We start from the raw sequence: 19,812 nt of genomic DNA, 5'->3' as shown, positions 1-19,812 counted from the left end.
CACCAATCACATGGTTGGTGACGCGCGACCATGCCATGCGCACACGCGGAACGAATCCCAAGTGTCCGTTGCTATCGGTTCGTATCCGTGCCAAGCACGAACCGCCGTTTCCGTTCGTATCCAGCTCACGCGGAACAGGGGAAACGGCGGTTCCAGCCTGACACGGATACGAACTGATGAGAACTGATAGCAACGGATCGTCCTCGTGTCCTCGACGAATGCCTGTGCAGAACACGAGCCCATGAAGTTGTTGTTGAACAACACCAATCACATGGTTCGTATCCGTGTCAGGCACGAACCGCCGTTTCTGTTCGTATCCCAGCGGCGCGGAGGCGTTACGGCGCGCGCTCGGCGAGTGACCGGCGGAGGAACGCCTGCACGGCCGCCTTCTGTCGCTCGTCGTGCCAAGCGATGCGGTTCGACAGGTCGAGGGCGGCGGTGATGGCCTTGCGCGTGCCATCGAGATCGCCGTTCAACTCCCGTGCGTCGGCCAAGAGCGTGTGGCTGTCCACCTGCTCGGGATAGTCGCGCACCAGCCGTTCGGCCGCTGCCAGTGCGGCGCGGGCGTCTCGGCGGGCGAGCCAGGTGCGCACCACCGTTGCCATCCACGTGGCCGTCGGCGCGACTGGCTGACCGATACGCGCCGAGACCGCAGCGACTCCCGCAGCCAGCAGGGCGTCGGGATCTCCCAGTCGATCGCGCAGGCTGTCGGCGATGGACGGCGGGAGGTCCCAAGCCTCGCCGTCGAACACGAAGCGCAGCCCCATCGGGATGCCCACCAGCGGCGCGCCCGTGTGTTCGAGTCCGGTGGCATCGACGCGATGAATGCGCCACGCCGGTGCGGATTGCGCGCTGAGCCGATCGCGCAGCGTGGTGAACAGGCGATCGGTGCTGGCCATGGTGCGAGGCTCGAGCGAGCCGCCGGATATCACGAGATGACGCAGTGACGTCGTGGCGGTTCCACCGGCCGCCGGAGACGACAGGCAGCGGGTCGACTCGTCGCGCGACGAATCCGGAAGCGCCCCGCTGATGGCGATGATGGCCGAGAACTCCGTGGGCGTACGGCACATCATGGCGAGGGCGAAGCGGGCGCCGAGCGAGTGGCCGATCAGTGTGCGGAACGGCATCGTGCGATACTCGCGGTCGACGCGCGGTAGCACCTCCGTGGTGAGAAAGCGATAAAAGGCGTCAGCGTTGCGGGCGAGATCGATGCTGCGTTCGCCCTGCTCCACGCCGACCACGATCTGTGGCGGCATCGCGAATCGCTGTGCATCTCCCGTGAGGTTGTAATTCGTGCTGGCCACCGCCAGGTCGAAAAACGCGCGCACCTGTCCGTCGAGCAGGATCACCACCGGATAGCGTTGGCGTGCCATTGCATAGTTCGGCGGCAGCTGCACATGCACCGCGCGTGTTTCGTTCAACACGGTCGAGGCAATGCGTAACACGCGCGCTGGCGTCTGCGCCTGCGCATCGCCGACGGACGGGAAGCCGCCGACGGCGAGTAAACCGGCGGCGACGCGGAACAGGACATCACGCCCGCGACGCATCATCAGACGCGAAAGTACTTCACGTACTTGGCGACGAACGTGCCGCGCGTCGGCGTGCGCCACGGCACACCGTTCGGTAGGTCTGTCGGCCATTGGCTGGTCCACACCAGATACAGATCGGAGCCGGGGGACGAGGTCCAACGCACGCGGGCGTTGAGCGCTCCGCGATGTGACTCGTTGTCCCATTGCGCAAACAACGTCGAGTTCAGACGCGGGCTCGTGGCCACATCGAGACGGAGTCGCGCCGTCTGGGCGACGAAGCGCACCGTGCTGTCCACCAGCGTCAGCGATGCCGCCGTGCGGTTGTAATCGACGCTCACGTTCACGTGTGGCGCGAACCGCCCTCGCACGCTCAGCTCCAGTTCCGACGAGCGCCCTGCATAGAAGCCGCCGCGCGACACCGTGAAGTCGACGCCAATCGTTCTGGCACTCGACGACTGCACATCCAACTCGGCGCGGTTCCAGGTGTAGCGACCGGCTTCGATAACGGCGTCGTCGAACAGGTCGAAGTCGTCCTGGGGCGCGTCGTAGGACCGCGTGAACTCCACCGAGATTTCATCACCGCTGTCGAACTCCAGTCCGAATGGCGATGTGCTGAGCCGGCCATTCGAGAGGCCCGAGAGACCGGTAGTCTGCCCCATCGTGCGCACCAAGTCGCCGCCCAGCAGGTTGAACTTGAACTGCCGCACATGCATCGCCGCGAAGGGACGTCCGATCGCGCCCAACGCCGATGGGCGTGGGGTGAACTCCGTTTGCCAACTCGTGCGCGTGATGCCCCGCTGCTGCACGAAGCCCAGGTCCGGATTGAAGCCCTGACCCACACGGTCAACGCGCAGGGCGATATCGGCAATATCGTTGGGGAAGTCGACCATCGCGCGCACATAGTACGGATCGCCCTCGGCCTTGCCACCGTCGACCGCCGCATTCGCGAGAAGCACGAGGTTCTGATCGCGAATAACGTAGGGGAGCGTGACATCGAGTCCGCCCGAGCCGCTCGCGGCGCCGTCGCGCGGAGTGTTCAGCGTGGCCATGGCGCCCACGTAGCCCCGGCCGAGGATGTCGCGCTTGATTCGCGCGACCGCGGCGGTGGAGGGATTGTCGCCGCCCGTGTGCGTGGTAAGGAAGCCGACCTGTTGGCGCCCCAGTCGACCGGTGAGACGGGCGCCGCCCTGCAACGGGATCGGCACACCGTTGCTTCCCAAGCCGATGCGACGACTGTAGAACAGCTGCGTTTGTCCCTGACGGCCGAACTGGAAGATGCCGGCGCCCTCGGTGAAGAAGGTGCGCTGCTCCGGAAAGAAGATCGAGAAGCGCGTGAGGTTCACCACCTGTCGATCGACTTCGGCCTGTGCGAAATCGGCGTTCGCGGTGAGATCGAGTGTCAGCGTGGGTGTGGGCGCCAGTTTGGCATCAAGACCGGCCGTCCCGCGGAAGCCGGGATCGCGCGTGGCCCGGAGCGCGCCATCGTCACCGACGCTGCGCTCCGTGAGCGCGCCGCTCGAGAACACATACGGGCGCACTTCCGCGAACGCGCGACGTGGGAGACCGTCTTCAAGCACTTTGACGGCCTCTTTGAAGCCAGTGAGTGCTCCCGCCCGTTCGAGAAAGCGGATGCCCTCGGTGCGCTTCCACGCCGACCAGAGCGCTGATTCATTCTTGCGGCGAATGTAGCGCCGCACGTTGATGTCCCAGGCATCGGCGGCCGCGTCGGCGTCGATCGGACGATAGCGGAGCGTTTGCCACGGAATCATCATCTCGGCCTGCCATCCGTCGGCGGTGACGCGCGCGCGTCCATCCCAGATGCCGTCCCACTCGCGTGACTCTCCTTCAAAGCTCAACACTTCGGCGTCGTTCAGGGCGCCGTTGGGGTTGATCGTAAACAGAAAGGCGGTGCGCTTGTCGGCGGTCGGCGATAGCATCACCGACACGTTGTCGTCGGCGCCAAGGTCGGCGTCGCGTCGCAGCTGTGTGCGCCTGATGCCAGAGGGGTCGCGATCGAAGGCCCAGATGCCGACCCAGAGTCCTTCCGGGGATCCGACGAAGCGGACCACCGTGCGCTCGCTGACGGCCTCGCCTTGGCGCGGATCGCGCTGGGTGAAGGCGGTCAGACTATCCGTCTGCGACCACGCCGATTCGTTCAACACGCCGTCGAGCGTGAGCCCGCGCTCGAAGAGAATGCGTGGAGGGCGCGGCGCATCGGGGCGCTGGGATTCGGTGTTCTGCGCGCCTAGTGGCGCAATGGCGACGACGAGTGCGAAGCACGTCCAGCGGGGGAAAGAGCGCATAGCGACGATATCTGGCGTCGCATTGCCGGGAAGGCAATACGAGCGCATTGTACCAGTCGGGGCAGCTGGTTTCGAACTTCACTTCATGACCGAGAGTAGGCATGCGAGCGGTACCCGTCGTCATCGGCATCATCACGACCCTCGCGGTTACCCCGTGCGCGCTCGTGTCGCAACGGAAGCCGGCGTCGGCGCCGATTTCCGTCGTCGAAACGAGTCTCGCCGATCTGCGCACGGCGCTCGAGCAGAAGCGAATCACGTCGCGCGAGATCGTGCTGCAGTATCTCTCGCGCATCGCGACGTACGAAGACAAACTGAACGCCGTGATCACGGTGAACCCGCAGGCGCTGGCGATCGCCGACTCGCTCGATCGCGAGCGTGCGGCCGGGCGCATCCGTGGTCCGCTGCACGGCATTCCGATTGCCCTCAAGGACAACATCCAGACCACCGAGATGGCGACGTCCGGTGGGGCGCTCGCGTTCGCCGATCTGATGCCGAACTACGACGCCACGGTCACGCGCAACCTCAAGGCGGCCGGCGCCATCATCATCGCCAAGACGCAGCTCACCGAACTCGCCAATTGGACCGCCACCGGTATGCCCGGCAACTACACCGGGCTCACCGGCTACGGCATGAACCCGTGGGACCCGCGGCGCGATCCGCGCGACGCCACGTTCGATGGACGTCCCGTGATGAACACCGGCGGCTCGAGCTCGGGCGTGGGCACCAACGTGAGCTTCTGGGCCGGCAACGTCGGCACCGAAACGTCAGGATCGATTCTCAGTCCGGCGCAGCAGAACTTTCTGGTGGGCATCAAGCCCACGGTGGGGCGCGTGAGCCGCTACGGCGTGATTCCCATCACCGCCGATCAGGACACGCCCGGACCGATGACGCGCACCGTACGCGATGCCGCGATCATGTTGGGCGCGCTAGAAGGCACCATGCCCGATGCGAACGACGCGGCGACGAAGGTGTGCACTCCGCCGCCACGCAACGACTACACGGCCTTTCTCGGCGCCGACAAGCTCAAGGGCGCCCGTATCGGGATCCCTCGCGCCTTCTTCTACGAGCCGACCGTTCCGCCGGCCGGCGGCAGCAGCACGCCGCGCGGCGGGCTCAATGCCGCCCAGAAGACGGCGATGGACGAAGTCATCGCTGTACTCAAGGCGCAGGGCGCCGTCATCGTCGATCCGGCGGACATCCCGAGCGTCGTCGAGCCCGTGCCGGCCAACAACTTCCTGAACTGGAATCCCTGCAGCGGCCTCGAACAAGCCAAGGGACGCGACGCCGACTGCTCGATCGCCTTCAAATACGGCATGAAGCGTGATTTCAACGCCTGGCTTGCGCTCCTCGGCGACCGGGCGCCCGTGAAGTCGTTGCTGGGACTGCGTCAGTGGAACATCGCGCACCAGCGGGCCGGCGCGATCAAATACGGACAAGCGCTGCTCGACATCTCCGATGAGATGGACGTGCAGGCCGACCGGGTACGCTACGAAGCCGACCGTCGCAAGGACATCCTGCTGTCGGCCACCAACGGCATCGACGCCGCCATGAAAGCGCACCAGCTCGACGCCTTGCTCTTCCCCGGCGCCAGCAGCGCAAACATCGGCGCGCGCCCCGGCTATCCTACCATTACCGTTCCGTATGCCCTGCTGCCCGTGGCGCAGGGGCAGGGTGCGCAGGCGTTCCCCGATGGCTTCTCGCCGCGTCCTGCACCGTTCGGTGTGAGCTTCACCGCGTCGGCGTGCGGTGAGCCTACCCTAGTCGGGTTGGCGTATGCCTTCGAGCAGGCCACGAACAAGCGCGTACGTCCGCCGCTGTTTCCGTAACTTCTACCTCTTCTCTCATGCGTCGCTCTCTTGTGTTCCTCACGGTCGCTGCGGCCGCGCTGTCATTGTCGCAGCCACTGGTTCAGCCGTTGGCCGCGCAGACTTATCCGACCAGTTGGAATCCGGAACTGCTCAAGCGCGCCGACGTGAAGTCGGCGATGGCGATGCTCGAGCAGCGCTTCCCGAGTCAGGTCGACGAGTGGATCCGTATTGCCGAAATGCCCGGCAAGTCGCGGCTCGAGCAGCAGCGTGGGGCGTACGTGAAGGCGGTGTTCGAGAAGGAGGGCCTCAAGGTGTCGGTTGATTCCATCGGCAATGTGACCGGCGTGCGCAAAGGCACCGGTGGTGGCCCCACCATCGTGATCGCGGCGCACACCGATATCGTGTTCCCGCCGGAAACGAACACCAAGGTGCGCCGCTCGGGCGACACGCTGTTCGCGCCGGGCGTCGGTGACAACACGGCGTCGGTGGCGAACATGCTGTCCACGTTGCGCGTGATGAACGCCACCAAGTTCACCAGCAAAGGCGACATCATCTTCATCGGCACGGTGCAGGAAGAACTCGGCCTGAAGGGCATGGAGTACTGGCTGCAGCACAACCCGAAGCCCGACCTGCTCATCGTGCCGGATGGCGCGTACGGCAGCGTGGCGTACGGCGCGCTTGGCATCTACTGGACCAAGTTCGTGTTCACGCATCCCGGAGCGCACACGCTGTCGTCGCGCGGCATCCCGACGCCGGTGAAAGCCGTGGCCAAGGCGATCGATCGGCTGTACCAGCTGCAGTTCGACGCGCTGCCCAATGGCGCCGTGATGAACATCGGACAGATCCACGGTGGCAACATCTTCAACGCCGTGCCTCAGGAACTGTACTTCACGGTGGATCTGCGCAGTTCGGATCCGGTGCTGCTCGACTCGCTCGACCGCACGATCACGCGTATCACGCAGGAAGTGGCGGCGGAGCAGAAGGTCGGACTCAAGATCGAGATCGAGCAGAAGAGCGGAGCCGGTGGCACCGAGAAGCAGCTCGAAGGTGCGCGCGCGCATCCGATTGTGCAGACCGCGGTCGACATCAATCGCGCGCTGGGCATGACCCCGGGCATGCCGGGGGCGTCGGAGGCCGTGGCCACCGGTGCCACCGACGCCAACCCCGGCGTGGTGCGCAAGATTCCGAGCATCGCCATCGGTGGTTCAAAGGCCAGTGGTGCACACCAGCTCACCGAGTTCGCGCTGGCGTCGAGTGCGCTGCCGTCGACCAAGTTGCTCTATCTGCTCACGGCCACGTTCGCCGATGGCATCAAGATCGTGCCGCCCGCCAAGATCGTTCCGTGATCACCGAATGAGGGCCGAATGATCCAGGGCGACGTCTCGACCACCGACATCATTTTCGGCTCGGTCGTATTGGCCGGGTTTATGGGCGTCGCCTATGTGATCGGACGGACCATGAGTGCCATCACCAACCGAAAGTATGCGCGAGCCTGGGCCCCGCTTGTGCCGCTGTTGCACGGCACCGTCGTGTTCGACAAGGGGGCGGCCGCATCCAGCTCCCTGCACGGTACGTACAAGGGACACGCGGTGCACGCGCACATGGAGCCGCAACGCCGGCAATACGAGCACAGTGATACAGGACGCTACAACTACTTCTCGATCACGCTGAAAGACGTGCCGGGCGTGCACGACTGGCGCATCTATCACGACACGAAGATCTTCGGCCTCGGTCGCGACGGCTGGCAGGTCAGCTGTCGAGAGAATGACGCCCTTCGCGCCAAACTTGAGGCATCAGGGATCGCCGGCGTGCTGGCCATGCTCGGCACGCCACAGCTGCAATTCGACAAGGATTGGCATACCCTCGAGTTCAGCAACGACATCACGCCGAATCTCGTCCTGACGCCAACCGACTTTACCGACGTGCTGGAGCTGCTGGTACGGTTGAAAACAGCACAATTGTGACAGGAATCGGGGCTTCGTGATGCAACGGGACAGAAACCGCACCCGATTCGACGCTCGCCCGTTGCGCCACAGACGAATTCAGGGGATGTTCCAAGGGTAAGGACTTGTATGAACACCCCCGTCCGTCTGCGGGTTGACGCGATGTGTGCGATGTGACGGCGGCGATCTCCTGCGCGCGGCTGTGCTCTCTTTCAGGAGATTTGCTTGTGACCACCGCTGCTGCCACACCCGCGCCGACGCCCGCGTCCATCCCGACGTCGACCGAGTACCACAAGGCGCTGCGACTGTTGTATGTCGCCAACACGATTTCCGATGCGCAGTGGAGCATGCTTCGCGCGCATTGCCTGGCCCCCGACTACACGCTCACGACCGTCGAACTCGCCGAAGCGGCCGGCTTCGAGAAGCCGGGTGCCGTCAATCTCAACTACGGCCGGTTTGGCGCGAAGCTGGCCGGACGCCTGCTGTACACCGTCCCGCCCAAGGAGCCGCAGGCGTCGGTGTTCGCGACGTTCGCCGAAGGTGGCGCGGAAGCCCCGCAGACGCGCTGGACGCTGCGCCCCGAGATCGTCGCCGCGGTGAAGCTGTTGAATTGGTTCCCGCGTCTGGCCAAGCACAAGACAGCCTGACCGTTCCAGACCGTCGCTACCGGCGGTCGGCGAGAATCTGTCGCAACGTGGTGAGCAGGCGATCAGCGGCGTAGGGTTTCGGCAAGAAGTATGAGATGCCGAGTCCTACGCCGTGTGCATTTGCGTCCAAACCGCTGGCGGCAACGATGCGCACGGCCGGATTCATCTTGCGCAGCACACGGATCGTGGCCGGTCCGTCCATCACCGGCATCATCATGTCGGTCAGCACCACCGCGATCTCGCCGCTGCGCTGCGCGTATGTAGCCACCGCGTCGGCGCCGTCGACCGCCACCACCACGCGATAGCCGAAGGCCTCGAGGGTTTGCTGCGTGATCTGGCGGACGGCTGGTTCGTCGTCGACCACGAGCACGAGTTCACCGTGACCGCGCGGCAGCTCGGAGACCGGTACGCCACGCTCAGCCGTCGCCTCGACGCGCGCCGGAATGTAGACGTTGAATTTCGAGCCGCGTCCCAGCTCGCTGTAGGCGCGAATGAATCCACCATGACTCTTCACGATGGCCATCGATGTGGAGAGGCCGAGGCCGGTGCCCTTACCGATCTCCTTGGTCGTGAAGAAGGGATCGAAGATCCGTTCGAGCACATCGGGTCGTATGCCGGTGCCGCTGTCCTCGACACGCAACACCACGTACAAGCCGGCCTTCGCATCGAGATTCACACCGGCGTAGTGCGCGTCGATGGCGACATTGTCGGCCGCGATGGTGAGCGTGCCGCCATCCGGCATGGCGTCGCGTGCGTTCACGCACAAGTTCAGCAACACCTGATGCAACTGCGTGGGATCGCCAACCACTCGCCACAGCTCCGGTGGCACGATGGTGCGCGTTTCGATGTGCTTGAGGAAGGTGTCCTTGCTGATTTTCTCGATGTCATGGAGCAAATCCACCACATCGATCTCGAGCCGCTGTCCCTCCACGCCGCGTGCAAACGACAGCACTTGCTTCACCATCGCCGAGCCGTGACGCGCACTCCCCTCGATGACGCCGATCAGTTCCTGGCTCTCGGCGTCCGGAAACGACATCTTCAGCAGCTCGAGTGACAGCATGATCGGCCCCAGCACGTTGTTCAGATCGTGCGCGATACCACCGGCCAGCGTGCCGATGCTTTCCATGCGCTGCGCACGCAGGAACTGCTGCTCAAGCTTCTTCCGCTCGGAAATATCCCGCGCCACCTTCGACACGCCGAGCACCGTGCCCGTCGCATCGAGGATTGGCGACGCGGTGATCGATACGTCGATCTGCCGACCGTCCTTGGTGAGTCGCTGCGTTTCGAAGTGTTCCACGCTCTCGCCGCGCGACACGCTGCCGATGATGTGCTCCTCTTCGTCCAGGCGGTCTGTCGGAATGATCCGCAGGATTGAGTGTCCGACCATCTCCTCCGCGGTATACCCGAAGATCTTCTGCGCGCCGCGATTCCAGCTCGTGACCGTGCTGTTCAGGGTCTTGCCAATGATCGCGTCGTCGGACGACGCGACGATGCTCGCGAGTCGTACCGCATCCATCTCTGCCCGCTTGCGTTCGCTGATATCCTGAATTGTGCCGTACAGCGTGACGACCTTCCCGGTATCGTCCTTGCGGGGGAGCGCCATGACCTGGGTAAAGACTTGCTCACCGTCCGGTCGAATGATCACCAGCTCGTACTCTTGCGGCTCGCCGCTGGAGATCGCGGCGACAATATGCTCCTGCTGAATGCGCAGGCTGCTGGCATCATACACGGAGGCCAACTCGTCGGGGCCGCTCGGAGGACCCGCCAACGGATCGCGGCCCATGATCTCGAAGACCTGTGCCGACCAAGTGATCTGCTGCGTGGTAATCTCCCACGACCAATCGCCAATCTTGGCAATGCGCTGCGCCTCATTCAACCGATCGACGGCCAACTGCTCGGTCATCTGCGAGCGTTTGCGCTCCGTGATGTCGACGACGATGCCGGCCATCCGGATCGGTGCGCCGAGGTCATCGAAATACACCCGTCCGCGCGTCCACAGCCAGTGTACGGACCCGTCGGGCCACGTGGTTTTGAATTCGTCGTTGTACTCGCCGGCGCCAGCCAGCGCCCGCTTGAAACTGCTGTCCACGCTCGCGCGATCGGCCGGATCGATATGCGCGAGAAATGTGTCGTAGCTCCACTCCGGCAGTAGCGCGGTGTAGCCGAAACACTGATCGTGCCGCAGCGAACGATGCGCCAGATTCGTGCGCAGGTCGAGACTCCAGTCGCCGATATCGGCCGCCTCCAGCGCAAAACTCAGTCGCTGTTCGCTCTCTCGCGCCACCCGTTCGGCGACACGCAGGGCGTGCGCGTCCTGTTCCGGTCCGGTGATGTCGACGTGCATGACCACGGCGCCGACGACCTTGTCCTCGCGCACGGGTGCGACCAACAAACGAAACCAGCGTGGTTCGTCCGGCCCATGACAGGGATAATCCAGCACGAACCTGGGCAGCTCGCCAGTGAGCACCGCGCGGATGCCCGCTGCGGCGCTGGCGGCACCATCCGAACTGTCGCCGTTCGCAGTCTCGCACACCGTGAGGTAGTTCTGTCCGACGCAGAAATCCTGGCTCCGCAGTGCATTGTCCGCGGCGAAGCGACGCCATGCCTCGTTCACGTACAGGATGGTGCCACGCGCATCCAATATGGTCAGGTGCGCGGGCAGTACCTCGAGCGCCGCTGCGAACGCCGGCCCAAAGGCAAACCCATCGGAATTCATGATCAAGCCGCCGGCGGGGACGACGACTGTGTCGTCTGCGGAGGCGAGCCGAGCGTCGATCGTCATGAGGATCCCGATGGAAATGGAGATCCGATTCCGGCGGGTCATCCCGTCGAAACATCGGCGAGCCCGTCTCAGTGAGAACTGGCCCTTCTGTGTATTATCGACTCGGAATACGGTTTCATCCAGTAGGGCAAAGCGGAATTCCGTCACCCTGAACGGAGATTCACGATTACCTACCGAAAGGGCAATGGTCCGCTCCCGCTTCGCAGCTCGCGCACCATGCGGCTGTCGCCGGTGAGCTCCCAGTACACGAGGGACACCGGGATCATGCCCACCGTGTTCACTTCATCGAAGAAGCGCTTCATGGTGAAGTCGCTGCCAAGCTGCCGTGCGCGCTCAGCCATCGTCTCTTCCATGAGCCGACCACCGGTGATGTAACTGGCGCCGTAGCCCGGCTGACGGAGATACAGGTGCTGCTCGAAGCCAAGTAGCGGATCGCGACGCATCCAGCCGCGCGGCGTCCAGCGCACGTGCATGTCGGCCGCCTCCGCCATGGTGAGGGTGTTCGCGTGCGCGTAGAGATTGCCCAGTCCACGCGCGGCGCGCGCGGCCAGCATCGTCCACACGATCTCGCGTGAGCGCGGCGACTGGTCATAGAGGCCAGCCTGCATCATCCACTCTTCCATCGATGTGGCCATGCCCTCGGCCCGGCTCATCCACACGTTGTACAGCAGCGGCGTGCGACGGATCGGGCTCGCATGCGGATGCTCACGGAACCGGCCGTTGTCCCACCAATGCCAGAGGTGGGTCCACAGCGTACGCGGATCGCGGTGCGTGGCCTGTGAGAAGAAGTTGCGCGTGGCCTCGGGCGAGTACGACTGGAAGCGTTCGCGCAGTGCCCGCTCCATCCACGGCTCCACCGTCACGATGCCCTTGTCGCGGAAGAACTGCATGTACCGCGGCAGCGCCTCGGCCTGCATGGTCGCGAACTCGGCGGCCGAACCGGCCACAGGCATCGGCGGGAGCGCGGCGTTGCGCGTTTCCTCGAGACGTAGCGACGCGTGGGCACGGGCGAGCTCGCGACGGGTGATCGTGACTTCCTCCTCCCACGAAAGCGGCACCAGCAGCACGTTCTTCAGAAACCAGGTGTACTGCGTCTTGCCGATGCCTGACGCGCCGGTCTTCTTGGGCGCCTCGAAGCGCAGCCAACCGGTGAACGATTCCGTCGCACTCGACGCACTCGCAATCGCCGCGTTGAGCGCCGCGTCGTTTGGATTGCTGACCTTCACGAGAGAGGAAAGGGTGCCGAGCGCCTCGTGTTGTTCTTCGAAGGTGCGAACGGCGCCCACCCACAGGTCCTTCGCGTTGCCCTTGGCCAGATTCACTCGCGCCTGGCGCAACAGCGGGGCGATCGTGTTCAGCTGTGCGGTGAGACGGCGCGATTCGTCGGCATTGAGCGCGCGCGACTGATCGAGCACGGTGCGCGGCCACACGGGATACTGCCAAAGGCGGATGGCGCCGTGAATCGTGGGTCCTTCTTCCGCAGGCGTATCGCTTTCCTCGGTGCGCACCGAGGCGTAGTACGCCGGGTCGCGCGAGAACGGCTGGAGTACGGTGAGGTGGTACTGCATGCCGTTCATTTCGGCCCGCACCAGATGCCAATCGACCTGCTCCGGCACGCGCCAGCCGGTGGTGTCGATCGACTGCAGCCTCCCCTGCAGCGCGCGCAGGGCCGCCAGCCGGCGCGCATTGGTGGCCGGCGCGTAGTCGGGAATGCCGTCGCGGCGAGGTGGCTCCTCAAAGGTGCGCCATTCGGTGAACAGCGTCAGCAGTTGGGGATAGCTGCGGCTCGGCGAAGCCGATCCTGAGGCCGAGGCCGACTGCGCGTACAGCACGGACGGCGGCACGACCAGCACGGCCGCTGATGCGACGGCTGTGGCAACGGCCGCGATGGCGGGGCGGAGGCGGGAAGAGAGCATGAGCGAATTTACCGCGGGACGGATTTCTCGCACGCGACCCTACTGGAACGCCGTGCGCCGCCGCATCGTCCATGCGATGCGACTCAGACCCCTCGTGCGCCTTGTCGGCAGCCTGCTTCTGGCGGCGTGTGCCGCCCCCGCCCCGCGGGTGGCGAAGCGTGCGCCGGCCACGGGCGCCGAGCGCGTGCTGGTGGTCATCAATACGCGCAGTGCCGCCAGCGATTCGGTGGGACGCTACTACGCCAAGCGTCGAGGCATCGATCCGTCGCACATCGTGCGGCTGGCGCTGCCGCTCGATGATGAGATCGGCGACATCGCCTTCCAGACTGGTCTCGTGTCACCAGTCCGCGCGGCCATCGAGGCGCTGCCGGTACGGATCGACTTCATCGTGCTCACGACCGGTGTCCCGATTCGGGTGGCGCGCAAGAACGGCTACAGCGTGGACGCGATGCTGTCCGGGATGCACCTCGCGATTCCGCCTATGGTCGGACTCGATAGCGTGTGGCTGTCACGCTACCGCAATCCGTACTACAACGCCGACGGACCGTTTGCGAGCGACCGGTACGGCATCTATCTCGTCACGCGGCTGGACTGCGGTCGCGTGGCGGATTGCCTGGCGCTGGTGGATCGCTCCATCGCCGCGCGACCGGCGCCGGGTCCGTTCTACTTCGACGCGATGCCGCCGCGGCGTGGCGCGGACGGCTACGCGACCACGAACCTACTGCTGTACCGCGCGGCGTTCCGCCTTGGCCAGCGCGGGGTGGGTGTGCAGATCGACACGACGTCGGGATTCGTCGCGCCGCCAGCGGCGGTTATGGGCTACGTGAGCTGGGGCAGTAACGATTCTCGCTTCGACAGCACGGCATATCATCAGGTGCGTTTCCTGCCCGGCGCGCTGGCCGAGACCTTCGTGTCCACCAGCGCGCGCACCTTCGGACCCGTGAAGGGTGGGCAGAGTCGGATCGTCGATCTGATCGCGCAGGGTGTGACCGGCGTGAAGGGGTACGTGAGTGAGCCCTTCACGTTGGCGCTGGCGAATCCTGACATCCTATTCGACCGTTATGTACGAGGCGCCACCTTGGCGGAGTCGTTCTATGCGGCATCGTACATGGTGCTCTGGAAGGATCTCGTCATTGGCGATCCGCTCTGCGCTCCGTACGCGATGTTTCAGGAGCCGTCTTTCGCCCCGTAATCATGACTACGCGGCGAGTGAACGACCTCGCGACCGCCCGCCCGAGAAACTCCGTCGCGATGATCCCGTCGCGTCCGACGCCAGCGTGAACGCCGACACGGTATCGTTGAGCGATGCCGCCTGGCTGTTCAGCTCCTCCGCCGCACTCGCGCTCTCTTCGGCGTTGGCGGCCACCTGTTGCGTGACCTGATTGAGCTGCTCGAGTGCCACGTTGATCTGCGACACGCCGCTGGCCTGCTGATTGGCCGCTGACGCGATCTGCGCCATGACTTCCGCCACGCGTTCGACCTGATCGTTGATACGACCGAAGCTCTGCGAGACTTCGGCATTGAGCGAGACGCCGCGCTCGGCGCTGGCCAATCCACGTTCGATCAACTCAGCGGTCGATTTCGACGCCTCGGCTGACCGAATGGCCAGCGAGCGAACCTCTTCGGCCACGACGGCAAAGCCACGGCCAGCATCGCCCGCTCGAGCTGCTTCAACCGCTGCGTTGAGCGCGAGCAGGTTTGTCTGGAAGGCAATCTCCTCGATAGACTTCATGATCTTGGCGGTCTCCGAACTCGACTGCTTGATCTCATTCACGGCCTCGGTGAGGCGCTGCATTCGGGCAGCGCCCTCCGTGGCGTTCGTACGTGCATCGATCGACATCGTTTGCGCTTCCGTGGCGTTGACGGCGCTCTGTCTGGCCATGGTGGCGAACTCCTGCACACTCGCCGACACTTCTTCGAGGCTCGCGGCCTGCTCGCTCGAGCCGGAAGCGAGCGACTGTCCGCCGGCCGTGATCTGCGTGCTCGCCGACGCCACCTGATCCGACGCGGTCGCGACCTGCGTGATCGTGTTCTCGAGATTCTCGATCGCCAGATTGATCGAAGACTGCATTTCGGCGTAATCACCCTCGTAGCTCCCTGACATCCGGCCCGTGAGGTCCTTGTCGGCCAGGCGACCCAGCACCGACTTCGCCTCACCGATCGGCGCGGCGACGGCAGCGAGCGTTCCATTCATGCCTTCCACGAGCTGCCGGAAAGCCCCTTGGTGACGCTGCGCGTCCGCCCGCTTCACGAGATCTCCACGTATGGCCGCGTCGACCAGCATCTGCGTCTCGCCGATGACCGTGCGAATCGTCGACTGCGTGGAGGAGAAGGCCGCGATGGTCTCTTGGATGTCGCCGATGATAGCGTCGACGGCCCGCGAGATATCGCCAATCTCGTCGCCGTCGGTGTTGTTGATCGTGGTGGTCGTCGATGTAACGGAGACGCTCAGGTCGCCGACCGCCATGGCCGAAAGGCCGCGACGGGTGCCGGCGATACAAGCATGACGCAACGACTGCGTGCGCTCGGCCAGCAGCGAAACGGTCTTCGCAATGCGTCCCGAGACGACCAGCGCCATCGCCATGCCAAGGATCGCCGCCAGTGCAACGGCGAGCATGACGAACAACTTCGACTGGGCGTAGATCGCTGCGGCCTTCGCCGTAGCGGCGGTTGCCCCCTTCGCATTGATCTCGCTCACCGCGATCAGTTCCTGGTCGACCACCTGGTACTCGTCAAGCATGCTGGTGAGCGCGCCATTCGCCTCGCGCGCCTTCTGCGCCCGCGACAGGAGCCGGATGCTCTCCCATGGCGCGATGTAGGTCGTCCACGCGGCGTTGAATCGCGCATAGGCGGCCGTCTCTTCGGTAGTAGCCGGCAACACCTCGTAACTCTTCTTCGAGGCCTCGAGATCGGCGAAGGCGGTCGTCAGTCGAGTTTCAATGTCATTCATGCCGGCGTCGTCGGGCATGGCAATGTGCTGGAACTGCAGCGACTGTATCTCGCGTGCCGTTGCCGACACTTCGCCGATGTATTTCACGCTGGGCAGCAGCACGCTGGAGATGTTCACCCCTTCAGCATGCACGGCATTCATTCGCCACAGGGCAAAGCCACCAACCACTACGGTGAGCGCCAGCGACACGCCCATCATGGTGAGAAGCTTGGCGCGGATTTTCAGGTTATTCAGCCATTGCATGTCGAACGACTCCGAAAGAGGGTGGGGCTCCGAGATACTGTCTCGTATCGGGCGCCAAGGCCCTCTTTTCGCTGAAATGTCCAATAACTGGACAACCGGTGCTCCGACTCGAATTCGGCGTCCACCAGCCGAGGACCGCGGTCGATGAAACGCCGGTGTGGTGTGGTCGCGTAGGGAGAGAGGGGCGTAAGGCGTCCTCCTCCCTACTCCGAGATCACCCATGACAACCTTTGTCTATCCTCACACCATCGACAACGGTGCCGGCGAGCGCCTCACCTTTCTCCGACGTGTGCCGAGCGAGACCGGCGACCGGCTCGAAGTCGAAAACGTCGTCGCTCCTGGCGCGGGACCGCCGATGCACGTGCATCATCGCCAGTCTGAGGTCCTCACCGTCGTGCGCGGTCGGATCGGCTATCAGCGCCCTGGGCAGCCGGCCGAATATGCCGGGCCGGGGGAAACGGTAGCGTTCATGGCGGGCGATGCGCACCGCTTCTGGAACGCCGGTGACGACGACCTGGTCTGCTCAGGCTACATCGATCCGGCCGACAACATCGAGTACTTCCTGGGCGAGATCTTCGCATCGTCGCGACGCAGCGGCGGCGACATGCCCAACGTGTTCGACGCGGCCTATCTCACGAGTCGCTACCGCAGCGAGTTCACGATGCTCGCCGTTCCCGCGCCGGTGCAGCGGCTGGTATTTCCGGTGCTGGTGGCGATCGGCCGCCTGCTCGGCCGGTACGCGCGCTACGCTGACGCACCGGAACCGATCCGCTAGCGGTGCGCTGGGGCGAGATCGCTAACTGCCAGAACACGGAGCACACAGAGTTGACCGAACCAACACAGATAAGCAGAAAGTTCTTTCGCTTATCTGTGTTCTTTCCGTGTAGTCCGTGATCTCCGTGTTCTGGCCGTTGCCGTTGCCGTTGCTGTTGCTGTTGCCGCTGCTAAAACGCCGCCATGCGCGTGACTTTGATCGCCACCGACCGTTCGTTGCGTACGTTCGTGAACGTATTCTGCCGCTCGGTATACACGAGGAACACATCGCTGAGCGGTGCGTAGCGCCACGCCAGCCGCGCGTTGGTCACGAAGCTGCGTGACTGCGTGTTGTATTGCACGAAGGTGCTGCCGAAGAGCGTGGTGGAGTACGCGTACTTCAGGCGCACGCCAGCCAGGTCGGCGGCAAAGGCGCCGCTGGGCAAGGCGACGTCGTTGTGCTGATACGTGCCTTCGAAGCTGATGTCGTAGCGCGGGCGCCAGGTGAGTCCACCGCTCAGCGTGGTGTTGGTGCCGTTGTAGAAATCGCCCACCTGCACGCTGGCGTTGCCGTACACCGGATAGCGCTGCGTGGAGGTGTAGGTGGCCTTCGCGTTGCGGAAGTTGTAGCGGCCGATCGGAATCGACCGTCCAGGGAATGGTGTGAAGGCGCGGTCGAGGCGGTCGAACCAGTCATTCACCTCGAGCTTCAGTTCACCGTCGGGCTGGAAGAAGATGTCGAGTGCGGCGGTCAGGTTGTGCGACTGCGCGGTGCCATCGAGATCCGTGTACACGTCGGCTTCGACGTACGGATTGAGCTCCTGAATCAGCTTGAGCTTCGGTCGTGCGTGGATGCCCGTCGTGCCGTACAGCTGCTGAAAGCCGCGACGGTTCACGAAGCCGATGCCGGGGTCGAAATTGTCGGACACGCGCTTGTACATCGCCGACGTATTCCAGAGCTTCCCGCGGTACGCCGCCGAGACGCGCCCGGCGGTGCCATCGGAGCTGGCGGTGTCTGCATCACTCACGGCGAAATACGAGTTGATGATCAGATTGCCCAGCAAGCGGATGTTCGCGTCGACGCCGTAGGAGCGATTGTACGTTCCGCTGCTGTCAGTAGCCTGACGATTGGCCGCGAGCAGTCCGATGTCGGAGTTGCCGAAGATGTTTCGGCGTACGCGGGCGACGGCAAAGTTCTCGGTGGGGCTCGTGCCAGCACGTTGCGTCTGCATGTCGAGCAATCCCACTTCCCAGCCGGCCACGCGACCGGTGAGACGACCGCCGCCGGCGATCGGAATGGGTAGTCCGTCTTTCGTGAGACCGATCTGACGCGAGTTGAACAGCGTGAAATCACTCAGCGACGCGCCCATCCGGTAGTTCCGCTCGGCCACGTCGCCCAAGGTGAACGAACCGGAGTTCTCGATGAAGAACTCGCGACGCTCAGGAAACAGAATGCCGAAGCGGGTGAGGTTCACGACCTGCTGATCGACTTCGACCTGCGAGAAGTCGGTGTTGACGGTGAGGTCGAGCGTGAGCGACGGCGTCACACCGTACTTGAGATCACCGCCGATGTCAGCCTTGCTGCCCAGCGAGCCGCTCGGCACCTGCGCACCCACAGAGTTACCGGCCAGCGCGTACGGCTTGATCTGCAGGTTGCGTCCCTGTTTGAGCCCGGTGATGCCTTCCATCGTGCCGGCCTTCGACATGCGATGCACACGATACTGCCGTTCCAGCGGCGCCCAGTACGACGTCTCGTTCACGCGACGCACGCGACGGATGAAGTTGATGCCCCACGTCTGCGGATCGCGCGAGGCATCGAAGCGCAGCGTCTTGAGCGGAATCGTCATCTCGAGTGTCCAGCTCGAATCGCGCTGCCGCGTACGGACCGTGGAGATGCCGTCCCACGCTTCAACGATGTTGCGAGAGTCGTTGAACGTCTGCTCGTCGCGCACAGCACCCTTCGGATTCACCAGGAACAGAAACGAATTACGCTTGTCGTTGAAGGTGTCGAACACAACGCCGAAGATGTCGCTGTTCGACGACACGAAATCGCGTTCGAGTCCGACCGTAATCGCCTTCTGCGGTTCCGGATCGTAGTTGACGGCACCGATGTACAGGTTGGTGGCGTCGTAGAGTACCCGCACCTCGGTGCGGAAGAGCGCGGGATACCCGGTGCTCGGCAGCTGCTGCACGAAGTCGGTGAGCACGGGGGCGGCGGCCCAGGCGGCGTCATCGAGGGTGCCGTCCACGACGACGGGGGTCGTGGTGCGTGTGGCGCGGAACGACGGCCGGGCCACCAGCTCCGGATTGACCGGAGTGGGTGCGCGGTCGAGGCCCGGGCCCTGCGCGCGAGCGGTAGTCGCGGCGAACAGCAGCGCGGCGGCGAGTGACAGATACGAAAAACGCCGCGGCGTCGAGTGGTGAGGCATACTCGACACTACGCAGCGGGTCTCACCGATGCTGGGACTATATGCTCGTCCCGGCAAACCCATTACCCAAAACCCACTACCCATTACCCCAAGCCCAAGAGCCCACAGCACGCTGTTCCAACATCGCGCTGTGGGCTCTTGGCTTGCAGTTCGAGGCCGTGTGTTTTGGGTACTGGGTCACTCCACACTCGGCACAGGACTCGTCTTACGGGCGGGCGGAGTGGCCCCCGGCCGCTCGCCACTTCTTGTACTCCACCGGCATACACACCGAGCACGGATGGTATCCGGCCGCAACGGCGGTGGCTTCATCAGCGAAGAACACCCGCTGCTGGGCGTACAGGGCGCCATTGGCGAGAGCGCGGCGGGCGGCCTTGCAGTCCAGGCGGCCGTAGCGGCGTTCTTTGCGATATCCGCCGAGGGTGCCTTTGGTGGTGCCGGTGACGCGCGAGCCGTCGGGACCGATCAGGGTGTAGAGCTTTTCCGTTTCCATTGGGGGAAAGGTAGCGGAT

At 64.3% G+C, this 19,812-nt stretch carries 13 protein-coding genes; 6 read left to right on the top strand and 7 right to left on the bottom strand.

The window, feature by feature from the left end; all coding sequences use genetic code 11:
• Window positions 1-335 precede the first annotated feature (335 nt).
• On the bottom strand, window positions 336-1,550 hold the full coding sequence (locus HKW67_RS14115; protein WP_171225991.1) for an alpha/beta hydrolase: 1,215 nt from the start codon (window positions 1,548-1,550) through the stop codon (window positions 336-338).
• Window positions 1,550-3,832: a carbohydrate binding family 9 domain-containing protein gene (locus HKW67_RS14110; protein WP_171225990.1), complete on the bottom strand. Its 2,283-nt coding sequence runs from the start codon at window positions 3,830-3,832 to the stop codon at window positions 1,550-1,552. The genes HKW67_RS14115 and HKW67_RS14110 overlap by 1 nt, the downstream gene beginning before the upstream one ends.
• Before the next feature lie 101 nt (window positions 3,833-3,933).
• On the opposite strand from HKW67_RS14110, the gene HKW67_RS14105 reads away from it, so the two are divergent.
• The 4 genes from HKW67_RS14105 (at window position 3,934) to HKW67_RS14090 (ending at window position 8,230) form a co-directional block, all read left to right on the top strand.
• Complete coding sequence (locus HKW67_RS14105; RefSeq protein ID WP_171225989.1) at window positions 3,934-5,658, top strand: amidase family protein; 1,725 nt, start codon at window positions 3,934-3,936, stop codon at window positions 5,656-5,658.
• Between the two features lie 17 nt (window positions 5,659-5,675).
• Window positions 5,676-6,986, top strand: a complete 1,311-nt coding sequence (locus tag HKW67_RS14100) for a M20/M25/M40 family metallo-hydrolase (protein ID WP_171225988.1) — start codon at window positions 5,676-5,678, stop codon at window positions 6,984-6,986.
• A gap of 18 nt (window positions 6,987-7,004) precedes the next feature.
• Window positions 7,005-7,604, top strand: a complete 600-nt coding sequence (locus tag HKW67_RS14095; RefSeq protein WP_171225987.1) for a hypothetical protein — start codon at window positions 7,005-7,007, stop codon at window positions 7,602-7,604.
• A 206-nt stretch (window positions 7,605-7,810) separates the two neighbouring features.
• Window positions 7,811-8,230: a hypothetical protein gene (locus tag HKW67_RS14090; RefSeq protein WP_171225986.1), complete on the top strand. Its 420-nt coding sequence runs from the start codon at window positions 7,811-7,813 to the stop codon at window positions 8,228-8,230.
• A 16-nt stretch (window positions 8,231-8,246) separates the two neighbouring features.
• Here HKW67_RS14090 and HKW67_RS14085 read toward each other — a convergent pair whose 3' ends face one another.
• Both HKW67_RS14085 and HKW67_RS14080 read right to left on the bottom strand, forming a co-directional pair.
• Window positions 8,247-11,012 (bottom strand): PAS domain-containing hybrid sensor histidine kinase/response regulator, encoded by a 2,766-nt coding sequence (locus HKW67_RS14085; protein ID WP_171225985.1) that lies wholly within the window; start codon window positions 11,010-11,012, stop codon window positions 8,247-8,249.
• 170 nt (window positions 11,013-11,182) lie between these two features.
• Window positions 11,183-12,928, bottom strand: a complete 1,746-nt coding sequence (locus HKW67_RS14080) for a DUF885 family protein (protein ID WP_206044430.1) — start codon at window positions 12,926-12,928, stop codon at window positions 11,183-11,185.
• Between HKW67_RS14080 and HKW67_RS14075 the strand changes: the two genes are divergently transcribed.
• Window positions 12,927-14,120 (top strand): TIGR03790 family protein, encoded by a 1,194-nt coding sequence (locus HKW67_RS14075; protein ID WP_171225984.1) that lies wholly within the window; start codon window positions 12,927-12,929, stop codon window positions 14,118-14,120. The two genes, HKW67_RS14080 and HKW67_RS14075, sit on opposite strands and share 2 nt — an antisense overlap.
• 6 nt (window positions 14,121-14,126) lie before the next feature.
• Here the strand turns inward: HKW67_RS14075 and HKW67_RS14070 are convergent, their stop codons facing one another.
• Window positions 14,127-16,121, bottom strand: a complete 1,995-nt coding sequence (locus tag HKW67_RS14070; protein WP_171225983.1) for a HAMP domain-containing methyl-accepting chemotaxis protein — start codon at window positions 16,119-16,121, stop codon at window positions 14,127-14,129.
• Window positions 16,122-16,341: 220 nt separating this feature from the next.
• Here HKW67_RS14070 and HKW67_RS14065 point away from each other — a divergent pair, with 220 nt between their 5' ends.
• Window positions 16,342-16,896 carry a cupin domain-containing protein gene (locus HKW67_RS14065; RefSeq protein WP_171225982.1) on the top strand — a complete coding sequence of 185 codons (555 nt, stop codon included), beginning with the start codon at window positions 16,342-16,344 and terminating at the stop codon, window positions 16,894-16,896.
• Window positions 16,897-17,065: 169 nt separating this feature from the next.
• On the opposite strand, the gene HKW67_RS14060 is transcribed toward HKW67_RS14065, so the two are convergent.
• Window positions 17,066-19,303: a carbohydrate binding family 9 domain-containing protein gene (locus tag HKW67_RS14060; RefSeq protein ID WP_171225981.1), complete on the bottom strand. Its 2,238-nt coding sequence runs from the start codon at window positions 19,301-19,303 to the stop codon at window positions 17,066-17,068.
• A 205-nt stretch (window positions 19,304-19,508) separates the two neighbouring features.
• On the bottom strand, window positions 19,509-19,793 hold the full coding sequence (locus HKW67_RS14055) for an Ada metal-binding domain-containing protein (protein ID WP_171225980.1): 285 nt from the start codon (window positions 19,791-19,793) through the stop codon (window positions 19,509-19,511).
• Between the last annotated feature and the right edge of the window lie 19 nt (window positions 19,794-19,812).

This window comes from Gemmatimonas groenlandica (genome assembly GCF_013004105.1).
GTDB classification, from domain to species: Bacteria; Gemmatimonadota; Gemmatimonadetes; order Gemmatimonadales; family Gemmatimonadaceae; genus Gemmatimonas; species Gemmatimonas groenlandica.
The sequence above is the reverse complement of the archived record's forward strand: the minus strand, read 5'-3'. Positions and strand labels throughout refer to the sequence as shown.